The organism is Enterococcus sp. DIV0901a (assembly GCF_051711525.1).
Lineage (GTDB): Bacteria > Bacillota > Bacilli > Lactobacillales > Enterococcaceae > Enterococcus_B > Enterococcus_B faecium.
The window spans coordinates 1,270,910-1,290,616 of the sequence record NZ_JBIOMW010000001.1; the positions used below are offsets into that span (position 1 = coordinate 1,270,910).

Genomic DNA, 19,707 nt, shown 5'->3' on the forward strand with positions numbered 1-19,707 from the left:
ACAACAACTGAAGAGGGGGAGTAGGAATGGAAATTACAATGTCTAAAAATGCAGTAGAGACGTTAATTGAAAAGGTTGGGGAAAATACAAAAATCGCACTCGCGCTTATCAATGATTCCGATCCATTTTTAAGGGACAAAGGTGCTTTTGCAAAAGGCAGCTTTTTTCAAATCATTCCTTTTGTTTCGGAATTTGGAGAATATGCGACTAAAATCGAGCATCCATTATTGGACATCTATACATCTAAATTAGAGCAAAATTATTTCGGTAAACGATTGAACATGGACTTCAACAAACAGCTTGACAGCTTTTCATTAGAAAATGAAATCGCAGTACTCGATTATAATATCAAATTAAAGAACTGCTTCTTCAGCTAATAGTTTCGAGAAAGTCCAAAAAGGAGGTATACATTGAGATACTACTTTGTGGATGAAGAAAAGAATGTAACAGAAACAGATGAAAAAAAATATAATTGGCTCGTACTTGATAGTGCAAAGCCCGAAGAGATTGAGCAAGCAATCGAAGAATTCGAGCTTCCTGATGATATTTTCGTAGGAACCGAATATCCGGAAGAAGTTTCTCGGATGGAGCGCCTTTATGAGACGAAACTAGAGCATCCATTTTCTTTGGTAGTGATTAATCTAGATCAGTCAGATAATCGTATCGAAAAAAAATTAACGCCAATATCTTTTGTACTTTCCGATAATCTCTTGATTACTTGTATCGATAGAAAAACCGAATTTGTGGATCGGCTGCTGACAAAGCATGGAAATCATTTAAACTCGTTTGAAAAGATCATCACGTATACATTATTAGATATTTACACCCATTACGTGAAAGAACTAAGAGAGATGAAAAAGCGAATTGACGCTTTGGATAAAGCAGCTCGTAAAACAACGGAAAATGAAGAACTGTATAAACAGGCAGATCTTGAAAGAGACATCGTATATATCGATCATACCTTAAGAGATCAACGGGAAACAATGGATCAATTATGGAATTCTGAAACTTTCATCAAACGTTTAGATGATGAACAGCTACTCTATGATGTCCATTTGAGACAGCGACAAACAGAAAAAATGATCGAGATATATCGAGATTTATTAGAGAGTATTGGTGATCTATTCAACGGGATGATGGACAATAATCTAAATCATATCATGAAATATCTAGATTCAGCTGCATTAATCATTTCCGTTCCGGCGTTGTTCGCAGGGATTTGGGGAATGAATACAGGAGGATTACCGGGTAAAAGTTCTGCTCTAGGCTTTATACTCGTAGTCTTTGGCTCTTTGATAGCAGCAGTAGTTTTAGGTTACCATTTATACCGGAAAGATTATACAAATTAAAGAATCTATTTAAAACAGGTATCAAACAAAGAAATTTGTTTTGGCAATACAATTTAAAAACTAGGAGGAATACAGCAATGACAGAACCAAAATTAATCGACCCGCGAAACTTGTACCATACGGAGAAATTTCCTAAACAAGATCAGGATACACCCGCTTTACAGCAGAATATGATTCCTGTTCCTGATTGCGGAGAAGAATCCTATGAAGGCAATAATCAACTAGAAAACCGCCGTGTACTAATCACTGGTGGAGATTCAGGGATCGGTCGTGCAGCAGCGATTGCATTTGCTAGAGAAGGGGCAGATATCGCTCTTCAATTCTTCCCAGGAGAAGAAAAAGATGCAGAGGAAGTAGCAAAATACGTGAAAGATGCAGGACGTAAGATTGTCTTACTACCTTTTGATCTTCGTGACGAACAAGCACCTAAAGAAATCATAGATAAAGCCGTGAGTGAACTTGGCGGGCTAGATACGATGGTACTAAACGCAGGACAGCAAATTTCTTGTCAGTCTATTGCTGAGTTACCACTTGAGCAAGTCAAAGACACATTTATGATAAACATCATCGCTATGTTTGCTTTAGTGAAAGAAGCTGTTCCGCATATCCCAGCAGGAGGAGCAATCGTAACAACAACTTCTGTTCAAGCATTCAATCCAAGCGAACATTTATTAGATTACGCAGCAACAAAAGCTTCAATCGCTAACTTTACGATCGGTTTAGCAAAACAGCTTGCACCTAAAGGAATCCGTGTAAATGGTGTAGCACCTGGTCCAATCTGGACACCATTACAACTAGACGAAGGACAACCTTCTGATTCGATCCCTGAATTTGGTCAGCAAAGTTTACTAGAACGTGCAGGTCAGCCAGGAGAATTAGCACCAGTTTATGTTTTCTTAGCATCGAATAAAGCAAGTTATGTTACAGCCCAAATTTACGGAGTAACTGGTGGAGAAGCGATCAACTTATAAGAAGTTGATCGTTTCACCCCTATGAGGAGGTGCGAAAATGAATAAAGGTGTAAAAACGATCGGAGTGATCGGAACGTTACTTTTGCTATCTGTGCTTTTGTTTGCGATACTATTAAGTGCAACCTATCCATTGCCTTTTCAGCTAGAGAAGTTTCGATTCTTTTCCATCACTAATTCATACGTGCAACAATATGTATTTTGGCTTGCCGTTGCATTTGCTATTTTGACAATTATCACGTTACTTGTTTTCCTGTTTTATCCAAAAACAATCGGAAACTTTCTACTGAAACATGGTGATGGGGAGTTGACGTTGGATAAAAAAGCAATTGAAGGAATGGTTCGTTCTCACTTGCATGAAGATGAATTCATCCATTCACCAAAAGTAAATGTCAAAGCAACGAAAAACAAGATCGCCGTCAATGTAAAAGGGGAGTTGAAACGAACTTCAGCACTCATTGGTAAAACAGGAACATTGATGAAAGAAATCGAAAATGAAGTACAACACATATTGGGAACAAAAGAGCCAGTGAAAGTATCGGTGAAATACACAGGCTTTGAAGAACCAGCTAAACGAAGCAATGACCGCAAACGAGTAGAATAGGGGGGGACCAAAAATGAAAGAACTATTTTCGACATACAAGCTCCCTATCATCTTTGGGGTACTTGGATTGATATTAGCCGTTTTATGGATCACCGTGGGCTTTTTCAAGACCTTATTGATCTTGATCATGGCAGCGATCGGCGTCGCTATCGGTTTTTATCTGAAACAAACGAAAATCTTAGATCACTATTTTAAATCTTAGGAGGAAACATCCATGAATAACAATAACAAAAATAATAACAATAAAATGAACAAACAAAAACCAGTGTCTGCACATCCAGACCCAACGACACCAAACCAATCAAATGGTGTGAACGATGAAAAGAACAAAACAGCACCAGTATCTGCACATCCAGATCCAGTAGTCCCTAACGTTCAACAAGGAGTAGAAGAGAAGAAACATGATGCAGAAAAGCATGCACCTCATCATCCAGGAACTCCAGAATCTAAAGTTCCAGAACAACATGATGCAATCGATCCTTCTAAACCTGTGGAAGAGCAAAAACATCCTTCTGACCATGCGAAAGCACAAGAAAAACTTAGTTCTGACCACACAAACGGACAAGGAAAACTTGGTTCTGATCATACAAATAACCAAGGAAAGCATGATTCTGAACAGGAAGATTCAATGCGCGGTGAGCTGAATTATGAAGATAAAGTTGTGCAAAAAATCATCGGAATCGCAATTGAACAAGTAGACGGTTTATTATCTGCAAACGGTGGTTTCTTCTCTAATGTGGCAGGAAAACTTGTGAATACAGATAATGTAACGGCTGGGATCGAAACAGAAGTCGGTAAAAAACAAGTAGCAGTTGATATGGATGTCATTGTGGAATATGGCAAAGATATCGAAAAAATCTTTGAAGAAATGCAAGAAGTAATCGGCAAAGAAGTAAAAAATATGACACACTTAGAAGTGATCGAAGTCAACGCTAACGTAGTGGACATCAAAACAAAAGAAGAATTTGAAAAAGATCAAGAAACGGTGCAAGACAAAGTAACTGACGCAGCGAAAAAAACCGGTGAATTTGCTTCGAATCAAACAGATAAAGTAAAATCAGCAGCTGGAAGCGGCGCACAAAAAGTAAAAGAAAATACAGAACCACGGGTTCAGTAATAAGGAAGTAAAACATTAGGAGGAACGAAACATGGGATTTATTTGGTCACTTATCGTCGGAGGAATTATCGGAGCAATTGCAGGAGCAATCACGAATAAAGGTTCTTCGATGGGGATTATTGCAAATGTCGTAGCAGGTTTAGTTGGATCAGCACTTGGTCAAGCATTGTTAGGTTCTTGGGGACCAAGTATTGCAGGAATGGCAATCGTGCCATCATTGATTGGTGCCATCATTTTAGTACTAATCGTATCATTCTTTGCTCGAAAACTGTAAAAAGACTTTTAAAAAGAGGTCGTGAAAAAGCTGTTCTTCATCAAGTAATAAGAACAGCCAAACAAAAATAGCTTCTCATATTTTTCATTTGGTTGGGCTTATTATCGAAGATGCAAGCTTTTGAACACCGTTTAAGAAAAAGAGGTCGTGAGCCTGCCGTTCAGCTACGAGTCACAAAGAACAATTTCAAAAAACAGCTGCTCATGTTTGATGAATATTGTGGCTTGTGACCGAGAAGCTGGCAGGAGAACACTGTTTATACGGAATAAGGGGCTGTGACAAGATTTTTGTCACAGCCCCTTATTTGTGTAGGTAAATTCCCAATTAGATTTTTAAAAGTTTTTTAAGGGAAACCCAGTATGTTAACCAGTTTTTCCTTAAATGTGTCTTTATTGATACAGAGAAGCTTCTTTAATAAAATAATGTCTCCCTAAATTTTCTTGAGAAAGGAAAGGTAAACATACAAAATAGTACGACCACTTGAAAGACCCAGATGATCCACAAATAGATCGTATGATACTGATGAAGTAAAAAGCAATGGATCAGAAACTCAAAGAGATTGAAAAAGACAAGGAAGAAATAATATCTCTTTTTTACTCTTGTCTGTTTTAGCCAATAATAGCTCGTAAAGTAATCTAGACAAACAAATAGAAGTAAACAAAGTTTCGTAAGAGCAGTAATCGTATCATGTTGCTCTGCTAGACGATTGACGAGCAGGAAAAATGTTGGTAATGGAATATAGATCACGAGTAAAGAAAGAAAAAAGTAAACAATAAATGGCATACTATTCCTCCTAATTGTGTGAGTTCGCCCTCATTTTAAAATAACGATATTTGTTTGTGAAGCTTTTTCGTGTCGTAACAAATGTTATCTAATGTGTTTTTAAATAAATAATCATTATTATCAAAATAATGTTAAAAATAAAAAAGAACAGTCCATCACTGTTATTCAAATCATTTTATCAAAACTACATAGTAAATGGTAAAAAGCAACATGACATAATATATAGAAGGCTTTACAGTATATATGGGAGTTTACTAAAAAAGAATGGAGTAAGAGTTAACACAATGGGCCATTAGCTGAAGTTTTAAGCACTTCAAGGTATGAAACAGAATGGCCTGTAATACTACATGATTATTTAGATTGCTCAAACTGCTATCAGTCTGGTGGAATGAATAAAGTATTATACTAAAAGCAGATCCAACTACAACGTAACAGGAAACCAGTTGTATCAGGAAAAGTGATAGTACATGGAGAAGAAAAGGCCCCCTTTGTATGAGTCAGTACATATCTTATTTATAGATAAAACGGTATTCAATCGAAATAAAAAATCTGAATAATAGACGTAAATAACTTCTAAAAGTCTCACACATCTATCATTCAGATTATTTTTTATTTACTGTTTGTTCTACTTTATTTTATTCTTCTGGTATAGTATTCGAGTCATTTTTATAGGTCAACAAATCACCTGGTTGACACTCCAAAACTTGGCAGATTTTTTCGAGAGTGGAAAAACGGATGGCTTTTGCTTTTCCATTTTTTAGAATAGAGATGTTTGCCATCGTAATGCCCACTTTCTCACTCAATTCAGTCACACTCATTTTTTTTTGAGCTAATACTACATCTAAATTAACGATAATTGCCATGTCGCACCTCACACTGTCAAATCATGATCTGTCTTAAGTAAAATCGCATGTTCAAGCAGTTTTTCCAGCACGCTTGTTAATGTGTATACTGCAAAAGGAATGAATACGACAGCGATTCCTACCAACATCAAACCTGGAGCATCGTCTAAATCCGCTACTTTCATAAATTTAGGAAGTAAGCCAAAAAAGGCGAAACCAATAAACAAAATGGTTCGTTCGATTTTTTTTAGTATGTTTAAGCTTTGAGTGGAAAAAGCTTGGTTATCTTCGATTTTTTTCAATAGTTTCAATAAGAAATAAGCAATAACGATCCCTAGGAAAAGGGCAAAGTAAATGACAGAAACAAATAATGTGGTCTGCCAATCAAAATTGAATCCTTTTTCGCTTGTAGCGATCTGAGTGTAAAAAAGTACGCCGAACAAAATAAATACGGCACTTATACCTAAAACGACAAATTTTAATAGCAATGTTTTAAATTTCATTTTTATCCCTCTTTTATCTTTGATAGCTAAAATATAGCAGAATAATTATTGCAAAACAACTATTTTTTATCGAAAAACAATAAAAATATATCGTTTATAAAAAAATGATAGAGTATGAGGGTGTGGAGTGCATTTAACAGCTTTTTTTGATTGTAAGAAACATTTAAAACCAGTTATTTTAGATTCTATGTGTGTCTCTTCTATAATGCTAGTTTAGATGCCTGGGATTATATTGGACAATACAGTTGGAGGATTTTTTATTATCTAGCGAAGAGAAGTGTAAGTTAACAGAACTGTATGAGAAAAAAGACAACTACGTAGTAGCTAACCGATTCATTAATTTTTTCAAGTTCATGTTTATTTACGTATCAGAATTTTTCTTATTCAATGGTTTGGTGTAATCACCACTTATTTGTCCTTTATTGCTTATACAATGTTATACAAAAGGAAAATCAAGATTGACGCATGGGGTGGTACTATCTAGCTGAAATAGCTTAATAAGCGCAAGTAGATGCATTGGATTAGTTTATAAATCAAAAGTGTTAGAGGTATTAAGAAGAAGTAGAAAAATAAAATGGATTGCCGAATAAAAAGTACCATAAATCCTAAAACATGTGCCAACAGATAGATGGCACATGTTTATTTTTTTCGATAATTTTGTAACAAAAATACGAAGATGAAAAAGAATAGAGATTCCCATAATGTAGTAGTCCAACTGAATTCTTTACTGATACCAAATACCATATTTCCTAGATTTGATACAATCAAATAGCCAATCGTTATGATCAATGAATAGTACAATCTTTTCATCATAGGACATACCTCGTTTTTATTTATAAGAATAGTATAAACCAAAGAAGTGAATAAGAAAAATGATAATATAAAAATAAAGCAAGAACGCATTAAAGTAACTAAAGTTATTTATTGTATTTTTTAATTCTCCGAAAAAATTTAATAAATAAATAGAATCTTGTAATAATAACTGAGCATAATCTTTGCAATTTTTAATCTTGAATAATATCCTTTAAGTATAGCCAGCAATCAAAAGTAAATAGAGAATAAGTAAGCAATTGTTATTTCAGTATCAGACTGGCAATAAAACGCCGTTATGATCCAACAATGTTTGGTAGCGCTTTATTTACTGGTGCTATGCTAACTGTTCGCTATCTATACTGTGATTGTCGGTAGAGTTATTTACAGGGTAAAAATAAGTTTATAGGAGGTGGAAAATGAATAAGGGGTTAAAAATAATCGGTGTTATCATGAGTTTACTGCTACTTTCAGTATTTCTAGCGATTGCGTTGATCAATGCGCCGTATATTATGCCTGAACAATTGGAACGATTTCGCTTCTTTACTTTAACGAATTACTACATGCAACAATATATTTTCTGGGCAGCTGTAGTATTTGCCGTTCTTGCTATTATCATCTTGCTAGTCGTTCTTTTCTATCCAAAGTCAAGAGGAACTTTCGTTATGAAACGGGAAGATGGCAAACTAACAATCGACAAAAAAGCGATCGAAGGGTTGGTACGTTCCCATTTACACGAAGAAGAGTTCATTCATTCACCTAAAGTACGGATACGTTCATCGAAAAATCGAATCCATATCCATGTCAACGGAGACTTGAAACGAACTTCTTCATTAGTAGGGAAAACAGGTGTATTGATGCAAGATATCGAAGAAGAAGTAACTAAAGTACTCGGAACAAAAGAAACGGTCAAAGTGGCAGTCACATACAGCGGTTATGAAGAACAAGAAGATACAAGAGACTACAAGCACTCTCGAGTGGAATAGGAGGGCCAAATAATGAAAGAACTATTTTCAGCATACAAGCTCCCTATTATCTTTGGGGGTCTTGGACTACTGCTAGCTGTTTTATGGTTAACGATTGGATTTTTCAAGACATTGTTGATCATAATCATGACAGCAATTGGCGCAGGAATCGGTTTTTATTTGAAACAGACAGGAATAGTTGATCAATTTTTTAAATCATAGGAGGAAACAAAGATGGAAAACAAAAACATGAATACAACGAATGGATCAGTTTTGGCAAATGAAAAAGGAGAAAACCGCATGATGAATGGTGAATTGACTTATGAAGACAAAGTCATCCAAAAAATCATCGGTTATGCATTGAAAGATGTAGATGGTCTATTGACATTAGATGGCGGATTTTTCTCAAATATGGCTGAAAAATTAGTCAACACAGATAACGTAACAGCAGGTATCAATACAGAAGTAGGTAAGAAACAAGTAGCTGTGGATCTAGATGTGATCGTAGAATACGGTAAAGACATCGAAGATATTTACAACCAAATCAAAGAATTGATCAGTACTGAAGTAAACAATATGACACATTTAGATGTTATCGAAGTGAATGTGAATGTTGCAGATATCAAAACACAAGAAGAATACCAAAAAGATCAAGAAACAGTACAAGACAAAGTAACAGAAGCAGCAAAATCAACAGGACAATTTGCTTCACGCCAAACAGATAAAGCAAAATCTGCTGTAGGCAAAGGTGCACAAAAAGTCAAAGAAAATAACGAACCACGTGTACAATAAGAAGTAAGAAGTCAGTTAGGAGGAATTTAAAATGGGATTTATTTGGGCATTAATCGTCGGCGGTATCATTGGAGCAATTGCAGGAGCAATCACGAATAAAGGATCATCAATGGGGATCATCGCAAACATCATTGCTGGTTTAGTAGGTTCAGCAATTGGACAAGCTTTACTAGGAACTTGGGGACCAACAATTGCAGGAATGGCTATCATTCCATCATTGATCGGTGCAATCATTTTAGTATTAGTCGTTTCATTCTTTGCACGTAAATTATAAGCAAATTGAAGAAAAACTTATGTTGAAATGAAGAACAAATTTGAGAACCGTAGCGACACTCGCTGCGGTTCTTTTTTATATATTTTATATGAAGTATTCTTTATTCCTTATGAAAAAATATCTTTAAAAATAAAAAAAGACGAAAATAAACGGTTTTCTATAAAAAGAAGACCGTTTATTTTTTGTCTTTATTTGTGTGAAAAACGAAAAAGAGCACAACACATCAAGCTTTTATTAATTGTCTGTCTTTTATAAATGCAAGTATTAATTCAAAAAAACAGAAGAAAAAAACAACTACACCTTCTTTTATACTCGTAATCGTAGAAAGGAGGCGAAAAAAATGAATACATTACCTATCAATACAGGAGATACAGCATTCATGATTTTATGTACAGCAATGGTTTGCCTGATGACTCCTGGTCTAGCTTTTTTTTACGGCGGATTAGCACGGAAGAATAATATACTAACGATCATGTCTCAATCTTTTCTCTCCGTTGGGATAACAACGATTATGTGGGTATTTGGTGGATTCGGATTGGCCTTTGGACGGGATATCGGCGGTGTTATTGGAAACCCGGCAGATTTCTTTTTGATGAGACATGTTACAAGCTTCCCCAACATGTTTCATGGTGCAACGATTCCATTTTTAATGTTCTTTCTTTACCAACTGATGTTTATCGTGATTACCGTTCCTTTGATGACAGGAGCTTTTGCAGGGAGATTGAATTTAAAAGGCTATATTATACTTGTTATTTTTTGGAATCTGCTGATTTATTTCCCTGTTTGCCACTGGATATGGGGCGGCGGATTTTTGGATCAGATGGGATTTAGAGATTTCGCTGGTGGAGCAGTCATCCACACGACAGCTGGATTCGGCTCTTTAGCATGTATCCTCACACTTGGTCAAAGAAAGATTCCTTTAGGAGAAAGAAGTCAGCATAGCAGTCTTATGGCAGCTGCTATCGGTACAGGACTGCTTTGGTTTGGCTGGTTCGGTTTTAATTCCGGTGGTGCACTTCGAGCAGATGAACAAGCAGTCAATGCATTTGGTTCAACATTCATCGCTCTTGCATTTGCGATGATTACTTGGCTGATCATTGCAAAAGTAAAAGGAAATGGCTTTGATTTTGTCGACGTACTAACAGGATCCGTTGCTGGATTGGCAGCCATTACGCCTTGTGCCGGTTATGTAGAAGCAAAAAGTGCCATGCTGATTGGGGTCATTGCGGGTATCGTCTGTCATGCTGCTGTTGATTTTCGTAAAAAGAAACAATGGGATGATGCACTTGATGTGTGGGGTGTTCATGGCATGGGCGGATTCACAGGTACGATTCTGATAGGGATCTTTGCATCTAACAGCCATCTACTAACGAATCCAAGCAGCTGGTACTTCTTAGGGATTCAAGTGATTGGTGTCATCATTACTGCCGTGTATGCCTATGTGCTGACAACAGTGATTTTAAAATCGGCGATGCACTTTACAACGATCACTACTACAAAAGAAGAACAAGAAGAAGGATTGGACTTTTTCTTCTTTGGCAACAAACTCAATTGAAACAAATTCAAATAGAAAAGAGGAAGATTCATGCAACAAAGCAAAACGAAAATTCCTGCAAAAAAATTAACGTTCTTTGGCTTTTTGGCTATGACCATCTCAATGGTCGTTTCATTATATGAATATCCCACATTCGCGACCTCAGGCTTCAGCTTAGTATTTTTCTTGTTATTAGGCGGTTTGCTATGGTTTATCCCTGTGGCATTGTGCGCAGCAGAGATGGCAACGGTGAAAGGATGGGAAAAAGGCGGTGTCTATACTTGGGTCAGTCGCACATTGGGAAAACGATTCGGTTTTGCCGCAATCTTTTTCCAATGGTTTGAGATAACAGTTGGCTACTTGACCATGCTGTATTTCTTAACTGGTGCATTATCCTATGCAACGGGTATTGGTGCTATACAAAACAATAAATATCTGAAATTGGCAATCCTATTGATTATTTTCTGGGCTATTTTACTCTCACAGTTAAAAGGAACCAAATACACTTCATTGATTGCTCGGATCGGTTTTGTAGCTGGTATCTTGTTGCCAGCATTAGTCTTGTTTGGCTTAGGGACCCATTATGTCGCTTCAGGCGCTCCACTACAAACGACACTGTCTATGAAAACATTGATTCCTGATTTTTCGAAATTGCCTACGCTGGTTGTTTTTGTTTCCTTTATTTTAGCATATATGGGCGTAGAAACATCTGCCAGTCATGCAAATGAAATGGAAAACCCTAAAAAGGATTATCCATTAGCAATGTTTGTATTGGTTATTCTGGCAATCATTTTAGATACTTTTGGCGGATTGACCGTCGCTACTACAGTACCTCAACATGGTTTGTCTCTTAATACAGGGGTGATTCAATCGTTAGAATTCCTATTAAGACACATTGATCCAAATCTTGCATGGATTGCGAAAATTCTTGCGATTCTTGTTTGTTTAGGTGTCATCGGAGAAATTGCTTCTTGGGTAACCTCTCCTTCAAAAGCACTTCACGTAGCAGCAGAAGAAGGATTACTTCCTGAATATTTTGCAAAAGAAAACACACACGGTGTTCCTGCTCATTTGATGATCGCAAATGGGATCGTTGCAACAATCTGGGCAGCCGTCTTTACATTAAGCGGCGGGGGGAATAATCTTTCATTTCTTGCAGCGATGTCATTGACTGTTGTAATCTACCTGATGTTGTACTTTATGTTTTTCGCGGGCTATTTGAAGCTGGTTTTTAAAGATGACAGTCTTGAAAGAGCCTATCAGGTTCCAGGCGGAAAAGTTGTAAAAGTAATCGTTGCTTGTTTAGGTCTTTTGACTTCACTTTTTGCTTTTTGTATCTCATTTGTTCCACCTGCTAGTATCGCAGCTGGACAGCACGGGATTTATGAAACGATTCTGATTGTTTCTTATCTTATCGTCTTAGTTATTCCATTTACGATCTACGCATGCCGTCATAAATTCCAGCATGCAGAAAAATAAAAAATGAAAGCTGGTTATTCAAATGGAAGTAAAAGAATTAGAACAATTGATTGGAAAAAATTTCCACTATTATCAAACAGGACAAGTGGCGGATTACATTCCAGCATTAGCTGAAGTGGATCCTAAACAATTAGGTATGGCGATTTATGATTTGGATACAAAACAACTGATTGAGGGAGGAGATGCCGATGTGCGCTTTGCCATCGAAAGCATGTCAAAAGTTCCCGTATTGTTATTAGCAATCAAAGACAACGGAATAGAAAAAGTCTTTCAAACAATCAACACGGAACCAACCGGTTTTGCCTTCAATTCTATCATGAATATGGAAATCAATCATCGCAAACATCCAATGAATCCTTTTGTTAATGCAGGAGCGATTGCAACAACCTCGTTGATTGCCGGTAAAGATGCAGATGAAAAATTTGAGCGAATCTTGTCATTTATGAAAGAGATCTGTGATGATCCTAATATCACATTGAATGAAGAAATCTATCATTCTGAATCAAGAACAGGTGATATCAATCGCTCTCTTGCTTACTATATGAAAGGTAATCAAATGATCGAAGGAGACGTACCGGAGATACTCGATGCTTATTTCAGACAATGCTCCCTCAATGTCACCGCTACAGGCATAGCAAAATTAGCTGTTGTGCTGGCAAATAAAGGAATTGCTCCTTGGAATGGCAAACAAATCATTACTGAAGAAAGTGCTACAATCGTCAAATCAATTATGACAACTGCTGGTTTGTATGATGAATCAGGAGAGTTTTCCGTCCATGTTGGTGTACCTGCAAAAAGCGGTGTAGGCGGCGGGTTGATGGCAGCTGTGCCAAATCGTTACGGCATAGGTGTCTTCAGCCCGGCACTAGATCCATTTGGTAACAGCGCAGCTGGTATCCAATTGTTGAAAGATGTAGTCAAAGAACTAGACGCTGACATCTTTGAATAACCATTCTTGAAAGAGGCTGGGGTAAAAGTCCAAACGGCTCAAAGCTACCTACAATGAGGCTGAAATTGTGAGCTTGTTTGACTTTTGTCCCAGTTTCTTTTTTTATTGGTTTTTGAAAGGGCTTTTCTAAATAAAAAGGAAACAAAAATACGATTTACAGATATGATTAAATAAACTCATAAGAAAAACTGGAGGCGTGTATCAGGAATGCTGGAAAATTACATCGAGCGAAATATATTTAGAAAAGTGTATCTGTGTGAACAATTATTTGAATTCCAAGAAATAGATATCGAACAAACAGCTATTTCACTAAGGGTGACTACACCAACGATCCTTCACGATCTAGAAAGTCTAGCCGAGTGTCTAGAATATTGCATAAAAGAACAAGTAAGAGAGAAGCATAAGTATAAACTCGTATTCAAACATGGTATTGCTCTTTCTGAGCTCACACAGTTTCTGTACGGTCAATCTTATTTTTTAAAGTTTTTAAGTTATTATTTTAATGGTATATTCACGAGTACAGAACTGGCTGATCTTGAATTTATTTCTTTGAGCAAAGTATATACAATCAAAAAAATCGTATTGGATTTTTTTAAAGAAAATGATTATTTGAAAAATAAAGAAATCATTATCCCAGAATTTGACTCGCGGAACATCTTGCTAGCTTTAGTACGTTATGTCAATTGGGAAGGCTATGAAAATAAAAATCCGTATGTAGAAGAAGCTTGTAACGAGTTGATTGATTATGTAGAGACTCATTTTTTTAAAAGAAGATATTCGGAAGATGAAAAGTCCTTTATCATACGAGGAATAGAGATCGCAATCGGAAGAAAGGCATTTCCCCTTGGACTGAAAGAAGAAGATAAGAAAAGCGCAGAAACGAAGCCGTTATTTCAATTAGTCTGTCAAGGATTGGAAGAGCAAAAAGGAATTCTAGACTTACAAGAAGAAGATGTCTATTATATTTTTTCTTTGTTCAACAGTAGAAATTATACCAATGAGAACATGGAGCTGTTAAGAAAAGATTTCGAAGTTGTTTATAAAAATTTTGTTCTCAATGACCTATCACTGAATGAATTGATTTTACAGATTATTAGTATCGCTGAAATCGACGATGCAGAAAATTTTATTTTCAAGCAATCCTTTTTACAATTTGTCCGTACGTTGTGGGCAGATGGACAAGTATTTTTACCGGAAAGGATCTATCTTCTATCAGAAAAAGAACAACTTCTGTACGGAAAAATTGTAGAAATATTGGAAGAGTGGAAAAAGAAAAATCAAATCCAACTAAGATGGAATGAAAATTTCATTCGAAAATTCGTCAAAAGTCTTTCTTTGATCAACAGTGAACAAGCGGGGAGACAGGAAATAGAAATTTTTGTTGTTTCAGAAAGTTCAGTCAAACAATTTTTTTATCGAACCCAATTTCATTTGTATGCGGAAGAAGGCATCGCTGAAATAAATCCTATTTTATTTCGTTCATTAGAAGAATTGCCTGATGAATGTCTATGTGCGAAAAAAAGAGTGGTTTTGTGCGATGCTGCTAGCTATCAAAATGGATTAGAAACTGAAAAGACAAAGATCTATCCAATCTCATTAAAAGGTGCAAACATCCATTTGTATCATATTGCTCAGGAACTTCACCTATTAAAAAAACATATTTCTTGATGAGATCTTAATTAGGAGACCTTCTATAAAGCTTTTTAATTGTCTGTAGAAGGTTTTTATTTGAGTCCTGATTCGTGCGAAGATCTACTTATATAACAAGCTTTCTCTGAAATTTTTTTAAAATGCTATTGACTTAGAGTCAACTCTAAGTAGTAGAATAGATAAAGTGTAACAAATCTATTTTCATTAAAAGAAGATAGTACGGAGGAGAGAATGTATTATGAGTACAGTATTACATGTATTGGATGCAATCAATAGCCCCGCAGATGTCAAAAAATTATCTGTTGAGGAAATGAAACAGTTGGCAGAAGAGATGCGCCAAAAAATCTTGCAAAAGGACAGCGATGTAGGTGGGCACGTTGGTCCGAATCTAGGTGTAGTAGAATTAACGATTGCGTTTCATTATGTATTTGATTCACCAAAGGATAAAATCGTTTGGGACGTTTCCCATCAGTCTTATGGTCATAAGCTTTTAACTGGTCGAAAAAATGGTTTTGAAAAAGGACATTACCGTGAAGTGAGCGGATATTCCAACCAACATGAAAGTAAACATGACTATTTTACAGTGGGGCACACATCTACATCTATCAGCTTAGCAACAGGTTTAGCTAAAGCGAGAGATCTGAAGAAAGAATCAGGAAATGTGGTAGCATTTATCGGTGACGGCTCCCTGAGTGGTGGCTTAGCTTTTGAAGGATTGAACAATGGTGGTGTTTTACAATCCAATCTAATCGTATTAGTAAACGATAATGAGATGTCTATTGATGAGAATCATGGCAGTTTATATAAAAACTTAGCTGAGCTTCGTCAAACCAACGGTAAAAGCAGCAATAACCTATTTAAAGCAATGGGATTTGATTATCGTTACGTGGATAATGGAAACGATCTGGAAACGGTGATCCGTTTATTTGAAGAAGTAAAAGATATTGATCATCCGATTGTACTTCACGTCCATACGGAAAAAGGTCGCGGTTATCAGCCGGCAATCGATAATAAAATGAAATATCATTGGCGTGTACCATTTGATCTGTCCACCGGGGAGGCAAAGCAGGTAACTTCTGGAGAAACATTTAATATGATCATCATGGATTATTTGGATAAGAAAATGCAAACAAGTACAGCTCCTATTGCCGCAGTCAATGCAGCGATACCAGGCGCCTTTGGACTGAAAACATTCCAAGAAAAACATCCAGATCATTATTTTGACGTGGGGATCGCTGAACAGCACTCTATCACTTTCGCTTCTGCTTTGGCTTCTCAGGGAGTACGTCCAGTCGTCTTCCAATCAAGTACTTTCTTGCAACGGGCATATGATCAATTATCACATGATTTAGCGATCAACGAGAATCCAGTGATTATTTTAGTCGGTGGCGGAACGATCTCAGCTAGTGACCGAACACACCAAGGAACATTTGACATTCCTTACTTATCAAGTATCCCGAACATCAAATATCTTGCTCCAGCAACAAAAGAGGATATGATCTCTATGCTAGATTGGGCGTTCGAACAAACAGCGCAGCCTGTAGCAATCCGAATTCCTACACATGGTGTAGAACATGGTACAGCTATCGCAAATGATTATAGTATTCCAGCCTATCAAACAGTAAATAATGGAGGAAAAGTAGCAATTTTAGCTTTAGGCGGTTTTCTTGAATTAGGAAAAGAAACAGTAAAAGCTTTTAGAAAAAAAGGAATCGAAGCAACGTTGATCAATCCAGGAACGATCACAGAAAATGACGTAGAAACATTAGATAAATTAAAAGAAACACATGAATTAGTCATCACATTAGAAGATGGTAGTTTGTCAGGAGGATTTGGCGAAAATATCAGTCGTTATTATGGTGATTCTTCAATGAACGTATTAAATTTTGGTGCAGAGAAAGAATTCACGGATAGCGTTCCTGTAGGGCAGCTTTATGAACGTTATCATTTAACACCAAAACAAATCGTTGAAGATAGTCTGCGTGTCTTGAATATTCAATAATTCATTATGCTCACCATCCAGATAATTGTTTATACTAGTATCTGGATGGTTTTTTCATTATAAAAAGCAAAGGGGTGGATGTTATGTATCAGCAAGTAGAAGAATATGTCAAAAAGTTCCAAGAAAAATATCCTAGTTATCAATCAGAAAAATTAGGTTTCTTTTCATTTGGGGATACAGAAAAAATGGCAGACGAGTTGAGCGAACTAGTTGTAAAAAAGATAAAGACTGGTACATCAAGTGGTTACGATCTGTATAAACAAGAGAATGAGCCTTTACCAAAAGTTGGTCAATTAGACGTGGTCCTGAATGGAAAAAATGAACCAGTTTGTATCATCAAAAATATAAATGTGACCATCTTGCCTTTTAGTGAAGTCACGAAAGAGCATGCTTGGAAAGAAGGAGAAGGGGATCGGACATTAGCTTATTGGCGGAAAGTCCATGCTGAGTTTTTTAAACATGCTTATAAAGAAGCGTTGAACATAGAATTTACAGAAGAGAAGCTGGTCGTATACGAAGAATTTGAAGTAATTTTCTTTTAGTAAGAAAGGTCTGCTGAAAGAAATAGCTCATTATTGACTCCTGAATAGAAAAGGGTTACATTTTTATATGAAGCTGTATTTTTATATAACATTACTGGAGGAGATATTGTGGATACACTGGAACAAATCAAAGGCGGAGTCGTCGTTTCTTGTCAAGCTTTGGAAAACGAGCCGCTACACAGTTCTTTTATTATGGGGAGAATGGCTTTGGCTGCAAAAGAAGGCGGAGCAGTTGGTATTCGAGCAAATACGACAGAAGATATCAATGAAATCAAGCGAATCGTTGATTTACCGGTAATAGGGATTATCAAAAGAGATTACGATGGGTCAGAAGTGTTTATTACTGCGACAGAAAAAGAAGTGGAAGAACTTTTGGAGACGCAAGCAGAAATCATTGCACTGGATGCAACTTCTCGTAAACGTCCGACAGAAAAAACAACTGCTGAACTTGTCCAAATGATTCACGAACACGGTCGGTTAGCTATGGCAGATATTTCGACTTTTGAGGAAGCGCTTCAAGCGCAAGAAGATGGTTTTGATCTTTTGTCTACGACTTTAGCAGGCTATACAGAATATTCACGAAAGACGCAGACACCTGATTTTGATTTATTGAATCAAATCATAGAACAAGTCGATATCCCAGTAATTATGGAAGGACATACTGACTCTCCTGAACAAGTAGAGAAAGCATATGAATTAGGTGCTTTTTCAGTCGTAGTTGGATCTATTATCACCCGTCCGCAATTGATCACTAAAAGATATGTCGAAGCCGCAAGTAAAGCAAATAACTAAAAAACACGCACGGCACAGATTCTTGACAAAAAAGAAAAATTGATAGATAGTTTAAAGCAGATTCTAAGAAGATGAAAAAAGCATTACTTTTCATTTTGTCTTCAAGATCTGCTTTTTAACGAATTTTATAGAAAGAAGGCGAAACCATGTTTGAACGGAGTCCTTCAGAATTGACAGAACGTGAAAATTACAAGTTGCTGATTGGTTCAGTCATCCCTAGACCAGTAGCAGTAGTAACGACTAAATCAGCAAAAGATATAGTGAATATCGCACCCTTCAGTTACTTCAATATCGTCAGTTCGAATCCACCCATCTTATCCTTGGCGATCCAGAGAAAACAAGATGCAGTAAAAGACACAGCAAAGAATATTCTTGAGACAAGAGAAGCTGTTATCCATATCCTTGATGAGGACAACGTAGAAGAAGTAAATAAAACAGCAGCCAATCTGCCTAATGAGGAAAGCGAACTGTACCTGACTGACTTGACTTTAACTGATTCAGTAATCATTTCAGTACCAGCATTGACAGAAGCAAAAGTTCGTTTTGAAACATCCTTATATGAACATGTCGAGATACGGAATAAAAATAAAGTAACAGCTGATTTATTTTTGCTAGAAGTACAGAAATATCATTTAAATGAAACAGTCTATGATGATAAGACAGGAAGGATCGATCCAAGAAAATTGAATGCTGTAAGCCGTTTGGCAGGAAATGATTATGCAGCAATAGGAGAAATTTTCACGATTGCACGTCCCGAATAAAAAGGAGCACTAGTTATGTTAAAAATAAGCTATAAACCATCGACAGATTCAAAAGAAATGAAAAAAGAATATGAAACAGTGAATGATTTTCTGCAAGGGCAGTACTTAGAAGTTCCGCCATTGCAAGACCATTTTGTCGTTACTACTGTTACTTTAGATGGTAAGGAAATAGAAATGCCAGATCAAACGATTAGCGGATTGTTTAATTACTTTAACAAATAAACATTTATTCCGAAAAGTGAAAAAACATATAAAAAAACACATAAAACTAAAAAATTATCAAAGAATCCTGGTGCAACTGAAAGAATTTGCAACGGGATTCTTTCAACTTATTTGTTATTTTTTTCTAAAAAATATTAAAGATTGTTAAATTTCACTATTTCATTTCAAATTCCATTGCCTAATCATTAGGAAAAGTCTATCATGAACTCGTAAATAGAATATAGTAATAACCTTGTTAGGTGAGGCTCCTATACAAACATAGGCTGTTGCCCAGAAACGTCGAAAGTCGCCAATGGGTAAAACAGAAACTGTCGGATTAAGGCTTTTTCCAATAGCTAAGAATGTTTTCTTTACGTTGTATAGTGCTAAAACTCGGACGATGAGATGATGCTAGGTCAGAATTCTTGTTCGAAAAGGTTTCTGACCTTTTCTTTATATTTTTGTGACTGACTTATTTGATGAGACAAACTCGCTCCTCACCTGACAAGTGGATTG

General features: G+C 36.4%; 25 protein-coding genes and 1 riboswitch. Of the genes, 21 read left to right on the forward strand and 4 right to left on the reverse strand.

All coding sequences use genetic code 11. The annotated features are described in order from the left end of the window. Positions 1-26 precede the first annotated feature (26 nt). From IGL70_RS06070 to IGL70_RS06100, 7 genes are all read left to right on the forward strand, one after another. A complete protein-coding gene (locus tag IGL70_RS06070; protein WP_002296672.1) occupies positions 27-377 on the forward strand; it encodes an iron-sulfur cluster biosynthesis family protein in 351 nt (116 codons plus the stop codon). Between the two features lie 48 nt (positions 378-425). After that, on the forward strand, positions 426-1,349 hold the full coding sequence (locus tag IGL70_RS06075) for a magnesium transporter CorA family protein (protein WP_002376595.1): 924 nt from the start codon (positions 426-428) through the stop codon (positions 1,347-1,349). A 77-nt stretch (positions 1,350-1,426) separates the two neighbouring features. After that, a complete protein-coding gene (locus IGL70_RS06080) occupies positions 1,427-2,320 on the forward strand; it encodes an SDR family oxidoreductase (RefSeq protein ID WP_002296675.1) in 894 nt (297 codons plus the stop codon). Between the two features lie 37 nt (positions 2,321-2,357). Beyond that, positions 2,358-2,921: an alkaline shock response membrane anchor protein AmaP gene (gene amaP, locus IGL70_RS06085; RefSeq protein WP_002296677.1), complete on the forward strand. Its 564-nt coding sequence runs from the start codon at positions 2,358-2,360 to the stop codon at positions 2,919-2,921. 13 nt (positions 2,922-2,934) lie between these two features. Continuing rightward, positions 2,935-3,123, forward strand: a complete 189-nt coding sequence (locus tag IGL70_RS06090) for a DUF2273 domain-containing protein (RefSeq protein ID WP_002291274.1) — start codon at positions 2,935-2,937, stop codon at positions 3,121-3,123. Positions 3,124-3,135: 12 nt separating this feature from the next. Beyond that, positions 3,136-4,038 carry an Asp23/Gls24 family envelope stress response protein gene (locus IGL70_RS06095; RefSeq protein WP_104873898.1) on the forward strand — a complete coding sequence of 301 codons (903 nt, stop codon included), beginning with the start codon at positions 3,136-3,138 and terminating at the stop codon, positions 4,036-4,038. Between the two features lie 31 nt (positions 4,039-4,069). Then, positions 4,070-4,312 carry a GlsB/YeaQ/YmgE family stress response membrane protein gene (locus tag IGL70_RS06100; RefSeq protein ID WP_002291278.1) on the forward strand — a complete coding sequence of 81 codons (243 nt, stop codon included), beginning with the start codon at positions 4,070-4,072 and terminating at the stop codon, positions 4,310-4,312. Positions 4,313-4,723: 411 nt separating this feature from the next. Here IGL70_RS06100 and IGL70_RS06105 read toward each other — a convergent pair whose 3' ends face one another. From IGL70_RS06105 to IGL70_RS06120, 4 genes are all read right to left on the reverse strand, one after another. Further along, positions 4,724-5,095 (reverse strand): hypothetical protein, encoded by a 372-nt coding sequence (locus IGL70_RS06105; protein ID WP_010829667.1) that lies wholly within the window; start codon positions 5,093-5,095, stop codon positions 4,724-4,726. Between the two features lie 635 nt (positions 5,096-5,730). Beyond that, the gene (locus IGL70_RS06110; protein WP_002295139.1) at positions 5,731-5,958 is read right to left on the reverse strand and encodes a helix-turn-helix domain-containing protein; all 228 of its coding nucleotides are present in this window, start codon (positions 5,956-5,958) and stop codon (positions 5,731-5,733) included. 8 nt (positions 5,959-5,966) lie between these two features. Further along, complete coding sequence (locus IGL70_RS06115) at positions 5,967-6,440, reverse strand: DUF2975 domain-containing protein (RefSeq protein WP_002331739.1); 474 nt, start codon at positions 6,438-6,440, stop codon at positions 5,967-5,969. A gap of 639 nt (positions 6,441-7,079) precedes the next feature. Continuing rightward, positions 7,080-7,253, reverse strand: a complete 174-nt coding sequence (locus tag IGL70_RS06120) for a hypothetical protein (protein ID WP_002291299.1) — start codon at positions 7,251-7,253, stop codon at positions 7,080-7,082. Positions 7,254-7,669: 416 nt separating this feature from the next. Here IGL70_RS06120 and amaP (IGL70_RS06125) point away from each other — a divergent pair, with 416 nt between their 5' ends. The 14 genes from amaP (IGL70_RS06125) (at position 7,670) to IGL70_RS06190 (ending at position 19,212) form a co-directional block, all read left to right on the forward strand. Next, a complete protein-coding gene (gene amaP / locus IGL70_RS06125) occupies positions 7,670-8,236 on the forward strand; it encodes an alkaline shock response membrane anchor protein AmaP (RefSeq protein WP_010727743.1) in 567 nt (188 codons plus the stop codon). 12 nt (positions 8,237-8,248) lie between these two features. Next, on the forward strand, positions 8,249-8,437 hold the full coding sequence (locus IGL70_RS06130; RefSeq protein WP_002290682.1) for a DUF2273 domain-containing protein: 189 nt from the start codon (positions 8,249-8,251) through the stop codon (positions 8,435-8,437). A 12-nt stretch (positions 8,438-8,449) separates the two neighbouring features. After that, positions 8,450-9,007: an Asp23/Gls24 family envelope stress response protein gene (locus IGL70_RS06135; RefSeq protein WP_002295944.1), complete on the forward strand. Its 558-nt coding sequence runs from the start codon at positions 8,450-8,452 to the stop codon at positions 9,005-9,007. Between the two features lie 31 nt (positions 9,008-9,038). After that, positions 9,039-9,281 (forward strand): GlsB/YeaQ/YmgE family stress response membrane protein, encoded by a 243-nt coding sequence (locus IGL70_RS06140; RefSeq protein WP_002290686.1) that lies wholly within the window; start codon positions 9,039-9,041, stop codon positions 9,279-9,281. Between the two features lie 27 nt (positions 9,282-9,308). Beyond that, entirely contained in the window at positions 9,309-9,536 is a 228-nt protein-coding gene (locus IGL70_RS06145) for a hypothetical protein (protein ID WP_002295943.1), read from the forward strand. An 85-nt stretch (positions 9,537-9,621) separates the two neighbouring features. Then, on the forward strand, positions 9,622-10,836 hold the full coding sequence (locus tag IGL70_RS06150; protein WP_010727744.1) for an ammonium transporter: 1,215 nt from the start codon (positions 9,622-9,624) through the stop codon (positions 10,834-10,836). A gap of 30 nt (positions 10,837-10,866) precedes the next feature. Further along, complete coding sequence (locus tag IGL70_RS06155; RefSeq protein ID WP_104873677.1) at positions 10,867-12,294, forward strand: amino acid permease; 1,428 nt, start codon at positions 10,867-10,869, stop codon at positions 12,292-12,294. Between the two features lie 22 nt (positions 12,295-12,316). Next, on the forward strand, positions 12,317-13,243 hold the full coding sequence (glsA, locus tag IGL70_RS06160) for a glutaminase A (RefSeq protein ID WP_104873678.1): 927 nt from the start codon (positions 12,317-12,319) through the stop codon (positions 13,241-13,243). Positions 13,244-13,450: 207 nt separating this feature from the next. After that, complete coding sequence (locus IGL70_RS06165; RefSeq protein WP_002295937.1) at positions 13,451-14,911, forward strand: hypothetical protein; 1,461 nt, start codon at positions 13,451-13,453, stop codon at positions 14,909-14,911. A gap of 220 nt (positions 14,912-15,131) precedes the next feature. Beyond that, positions 15,132-16,895, forward strand: coding sequence for a 1-deoxy-D-xylulose-5-phosphate synthase (locus tag IGL70_RS06170; RefSeq protein WP_104857519.1), 1,764 nt, complete (start codon positions 15,132-15,134; stop codon positions 16,893-16,895). An 83-nt stretch (positions 16,896-16,978) separates the two neighbouring features. After that, positions 16,979-17,437 (forward strand): ASCH domain-containing protein, encoded by a 459-nt coding sequence (locus IGL70_RS06175; RefSeq protein ID WP_002295936.1) that lies wholly within the window; start codon positions 16,979-16,981, stop codon positions 17,435-17,437. Positions 17,438-17,545: 108 nt separating this feature from the next. Continuing rightward, positions 17,546-18,229, forward strand: coding sequence for an N-acetylmannosamine-6-phosphate 2-epimerase (locus IGL70_RS06180; RefSeq protein ID WP_002287767.1), 684 nt, complete (start codon positions 17,546-17,548; stop codon positions 18,227-18,229). 146 nt (positions 18,230-18,375) lie between these two features. Further along, positions 18,376-18,990 (forward strand): flavin reductase family protein, encoded by a 615-nt coding sequence (locus IGL70_RS06185; protein WP_002297470.1) that lies wholly within the window; start codon positions 18,376-18,378, stop codon positions 18,988-18,990. 15 nt (positions 18,991-19,005) lie between these two features. Beyond that, positions 19,006-19,212: a hypothetical protein gene (locus IGL70_RS06190; RefSeq protein ID WP_002287763.1), complete on the forward strand. Its 207-nt coding sequence runs from the start codon at positions 19,006-19,008 to the stop codon at positions 19,210-19,212. 224 nt (positions 19,213-19,436) lie between these two features. Beyond that, a riboswitch (M-box (ykoK) riboswitch) is annotated at positions 19,437-19,603 on the forward strand. Positions 19,604-19,707 lie beyond the last annotated feature (104 nt).

What these genes read in the sequence shown, in the direction of transcription:
- IGL70_RS06070 (WP_002296672.1), top strand. Translation starts at nt 27, where the DNA reads ATGGAAATTACAATGTCTAAAAATGCAGTAGAGACGTTAATTGAAAAG.
- IGL70_RS06080 (WP_002296675.1), top strand. Translation starts at nt 1,427, where the DNA reads ATGACAGAACCAAAATTAATCGACCCGCGAAACTTGTACCATACGGAG.
- amaP (WP_002296677.1), top strand. Translation starts at nt 2,358, where the DNA reads ATGAATAAAGGTGTAAAAACGATCGGAGTGATCGGAACGTTACTTTTG.
- IGL70_RS06090 (WP_002291274.1), top strand. Translation starts at nt 2,935, where the DNA reads ATGAAAGAACTATTTTCGACATACAAGCTCCCTATCATCTTTGGGGTA.
- IGL70_RS06095 (WP_104873898.1), top strand. Translation starts at nt 3,136, where the DNA reads ATGAATAACAATAACAAAAATAATAACAATAAAATGAACAAACAAAAA.
- IGL70_RS06100 (WP_002291278.1), top strand. Translation starts at nt 4,070, where the DNA reads ATGGGATTTATTTGGTCACTTATCGTCGGAGGAATTATCGGAGCAATT.
- IGL70_RS06105 (WP_010829667.1), bottom strand. Translation starts at nt 5,095, where the DNA reads ATGCCATTTATTGTTTACTTTTTTCTTTCTTTACTCGTGATCTATATT.
- IGL70_RS06110 (WP_002295139.1), bottom strand. Translation starts at nt 5,958, where the DNA reads ATGGCAATTATCGTTAATTTAGATGTAGTATTAGCTCAAAAAAAAATG.
- IGL70_RS06115 (WP_002331739.1), bottom strand. Translation starts at nt 6,440, where the DNA reads ATGAAATTTAAAACATTGCTATTAAAATTTGTCGTTTTAGGTATAAGT.
- IGL70_RS06120 (WP_002291299.1), bottom strand. Translation starts at nt 7,253, where the DNA reads ATGATGAAAAGATTGTACTATTCATTGATCATAACGATTGGCTATTTG.
- amaP (WP_010727743.1), top strand. Translation starts at nt 7,670, where the DNA reads ATGAATAAGGGGTTAAAAATAATCGGTGTTATCATGAGTTTACTGCTA.
- IGL70_RS06130 (WP_002290682.1), top strand. Translation starts at nt 8,249, where the DNA reads ATGAAAGAACTATTTTCAGCATACAAGCTCCCTATTATCTTTGGGGGT.
- IGL70_RS06135 (WP_002295944.1), top strand. Translation starts at nt 8,450, where the DNA reads ATGGAAAACAAAAACATGAATACAACGAATGGATCAGTTTTGGCAAAT.
- IGL70_RS06140 (WP_002290686.1), top strand. Translation starts at nt 9,039, where the DNA reads ATGGGATTTATTTGGGCATTAATCGTCGGCGGTATCATTGGAGCAATT.
- IGL70_RS06145 (WP_002295943.1), top strand. Translation starts at nt 9,309, where the DNA reads ATGAAGAACAAATTTGAGAACCGTAGCGACACTCGCTGCGGTTCTTTT.
- IGL70_RS06150 (WP_010727744.1), top strand. Translation starts at nt 9,622, where the DNA reads ATGAATACATTACCTATCAATACAGGAGATACAGCATTCATGATTTTA.
- IGL70_RS06155 (WP_104873677.1), top strand. Translation starts at nt 10,867, where the DNA reads ATGCAACAAAGCAAAACGAAAATTCCTGCAAAAAAATTAACGTTCTTT.
- glsA (WP_104873678.1), top strand. Translation starts at nt 12,317, where the DNA reads ATGGAAGTAAAAGAATTAGAACAATTGATTGGAAAAAATTTCCACTAT.
- IGL70_RS06165 (WP_002295937.1), top strand. Translation starts at nt 13,451, where the DNA reads ATGCTGGAAAATTACATCGAGCGAAATATATTTAGAAAAGTGTATCTG.
- IGL70_RS06170 (WP_104857519.1), top strand. Translation starts at nt 15,132, where the DNA reads ATGAGTACAGTATTACATGTATTGGATGCAATCAATAGCCCCGCAGAT.
- IGL70_RS06175 (WP_002295936.1), top strand. Translation starts at nt 16,979, where the DNA reads ATGTATCAGCAAGTAGAAGAATATGTCAAAAAGTTCCAAGAAAAATAT.
- IGL70_RS06185 (WP_002297470.1), top strand. Translation starts at nt 18,376, where the DNA reads ATGTTTGAACGGAGTCCTTCAGAATTGACAGAACGTGAAAATTACAAG.
- IGL70_RS06190 (WP_002287763.1), top strand. Translation starts at nt 19,006, where the DNA reads ATGTTAAAAATAAGCTATAAACCATCGACAGATTCAAAAGAAATGAAA.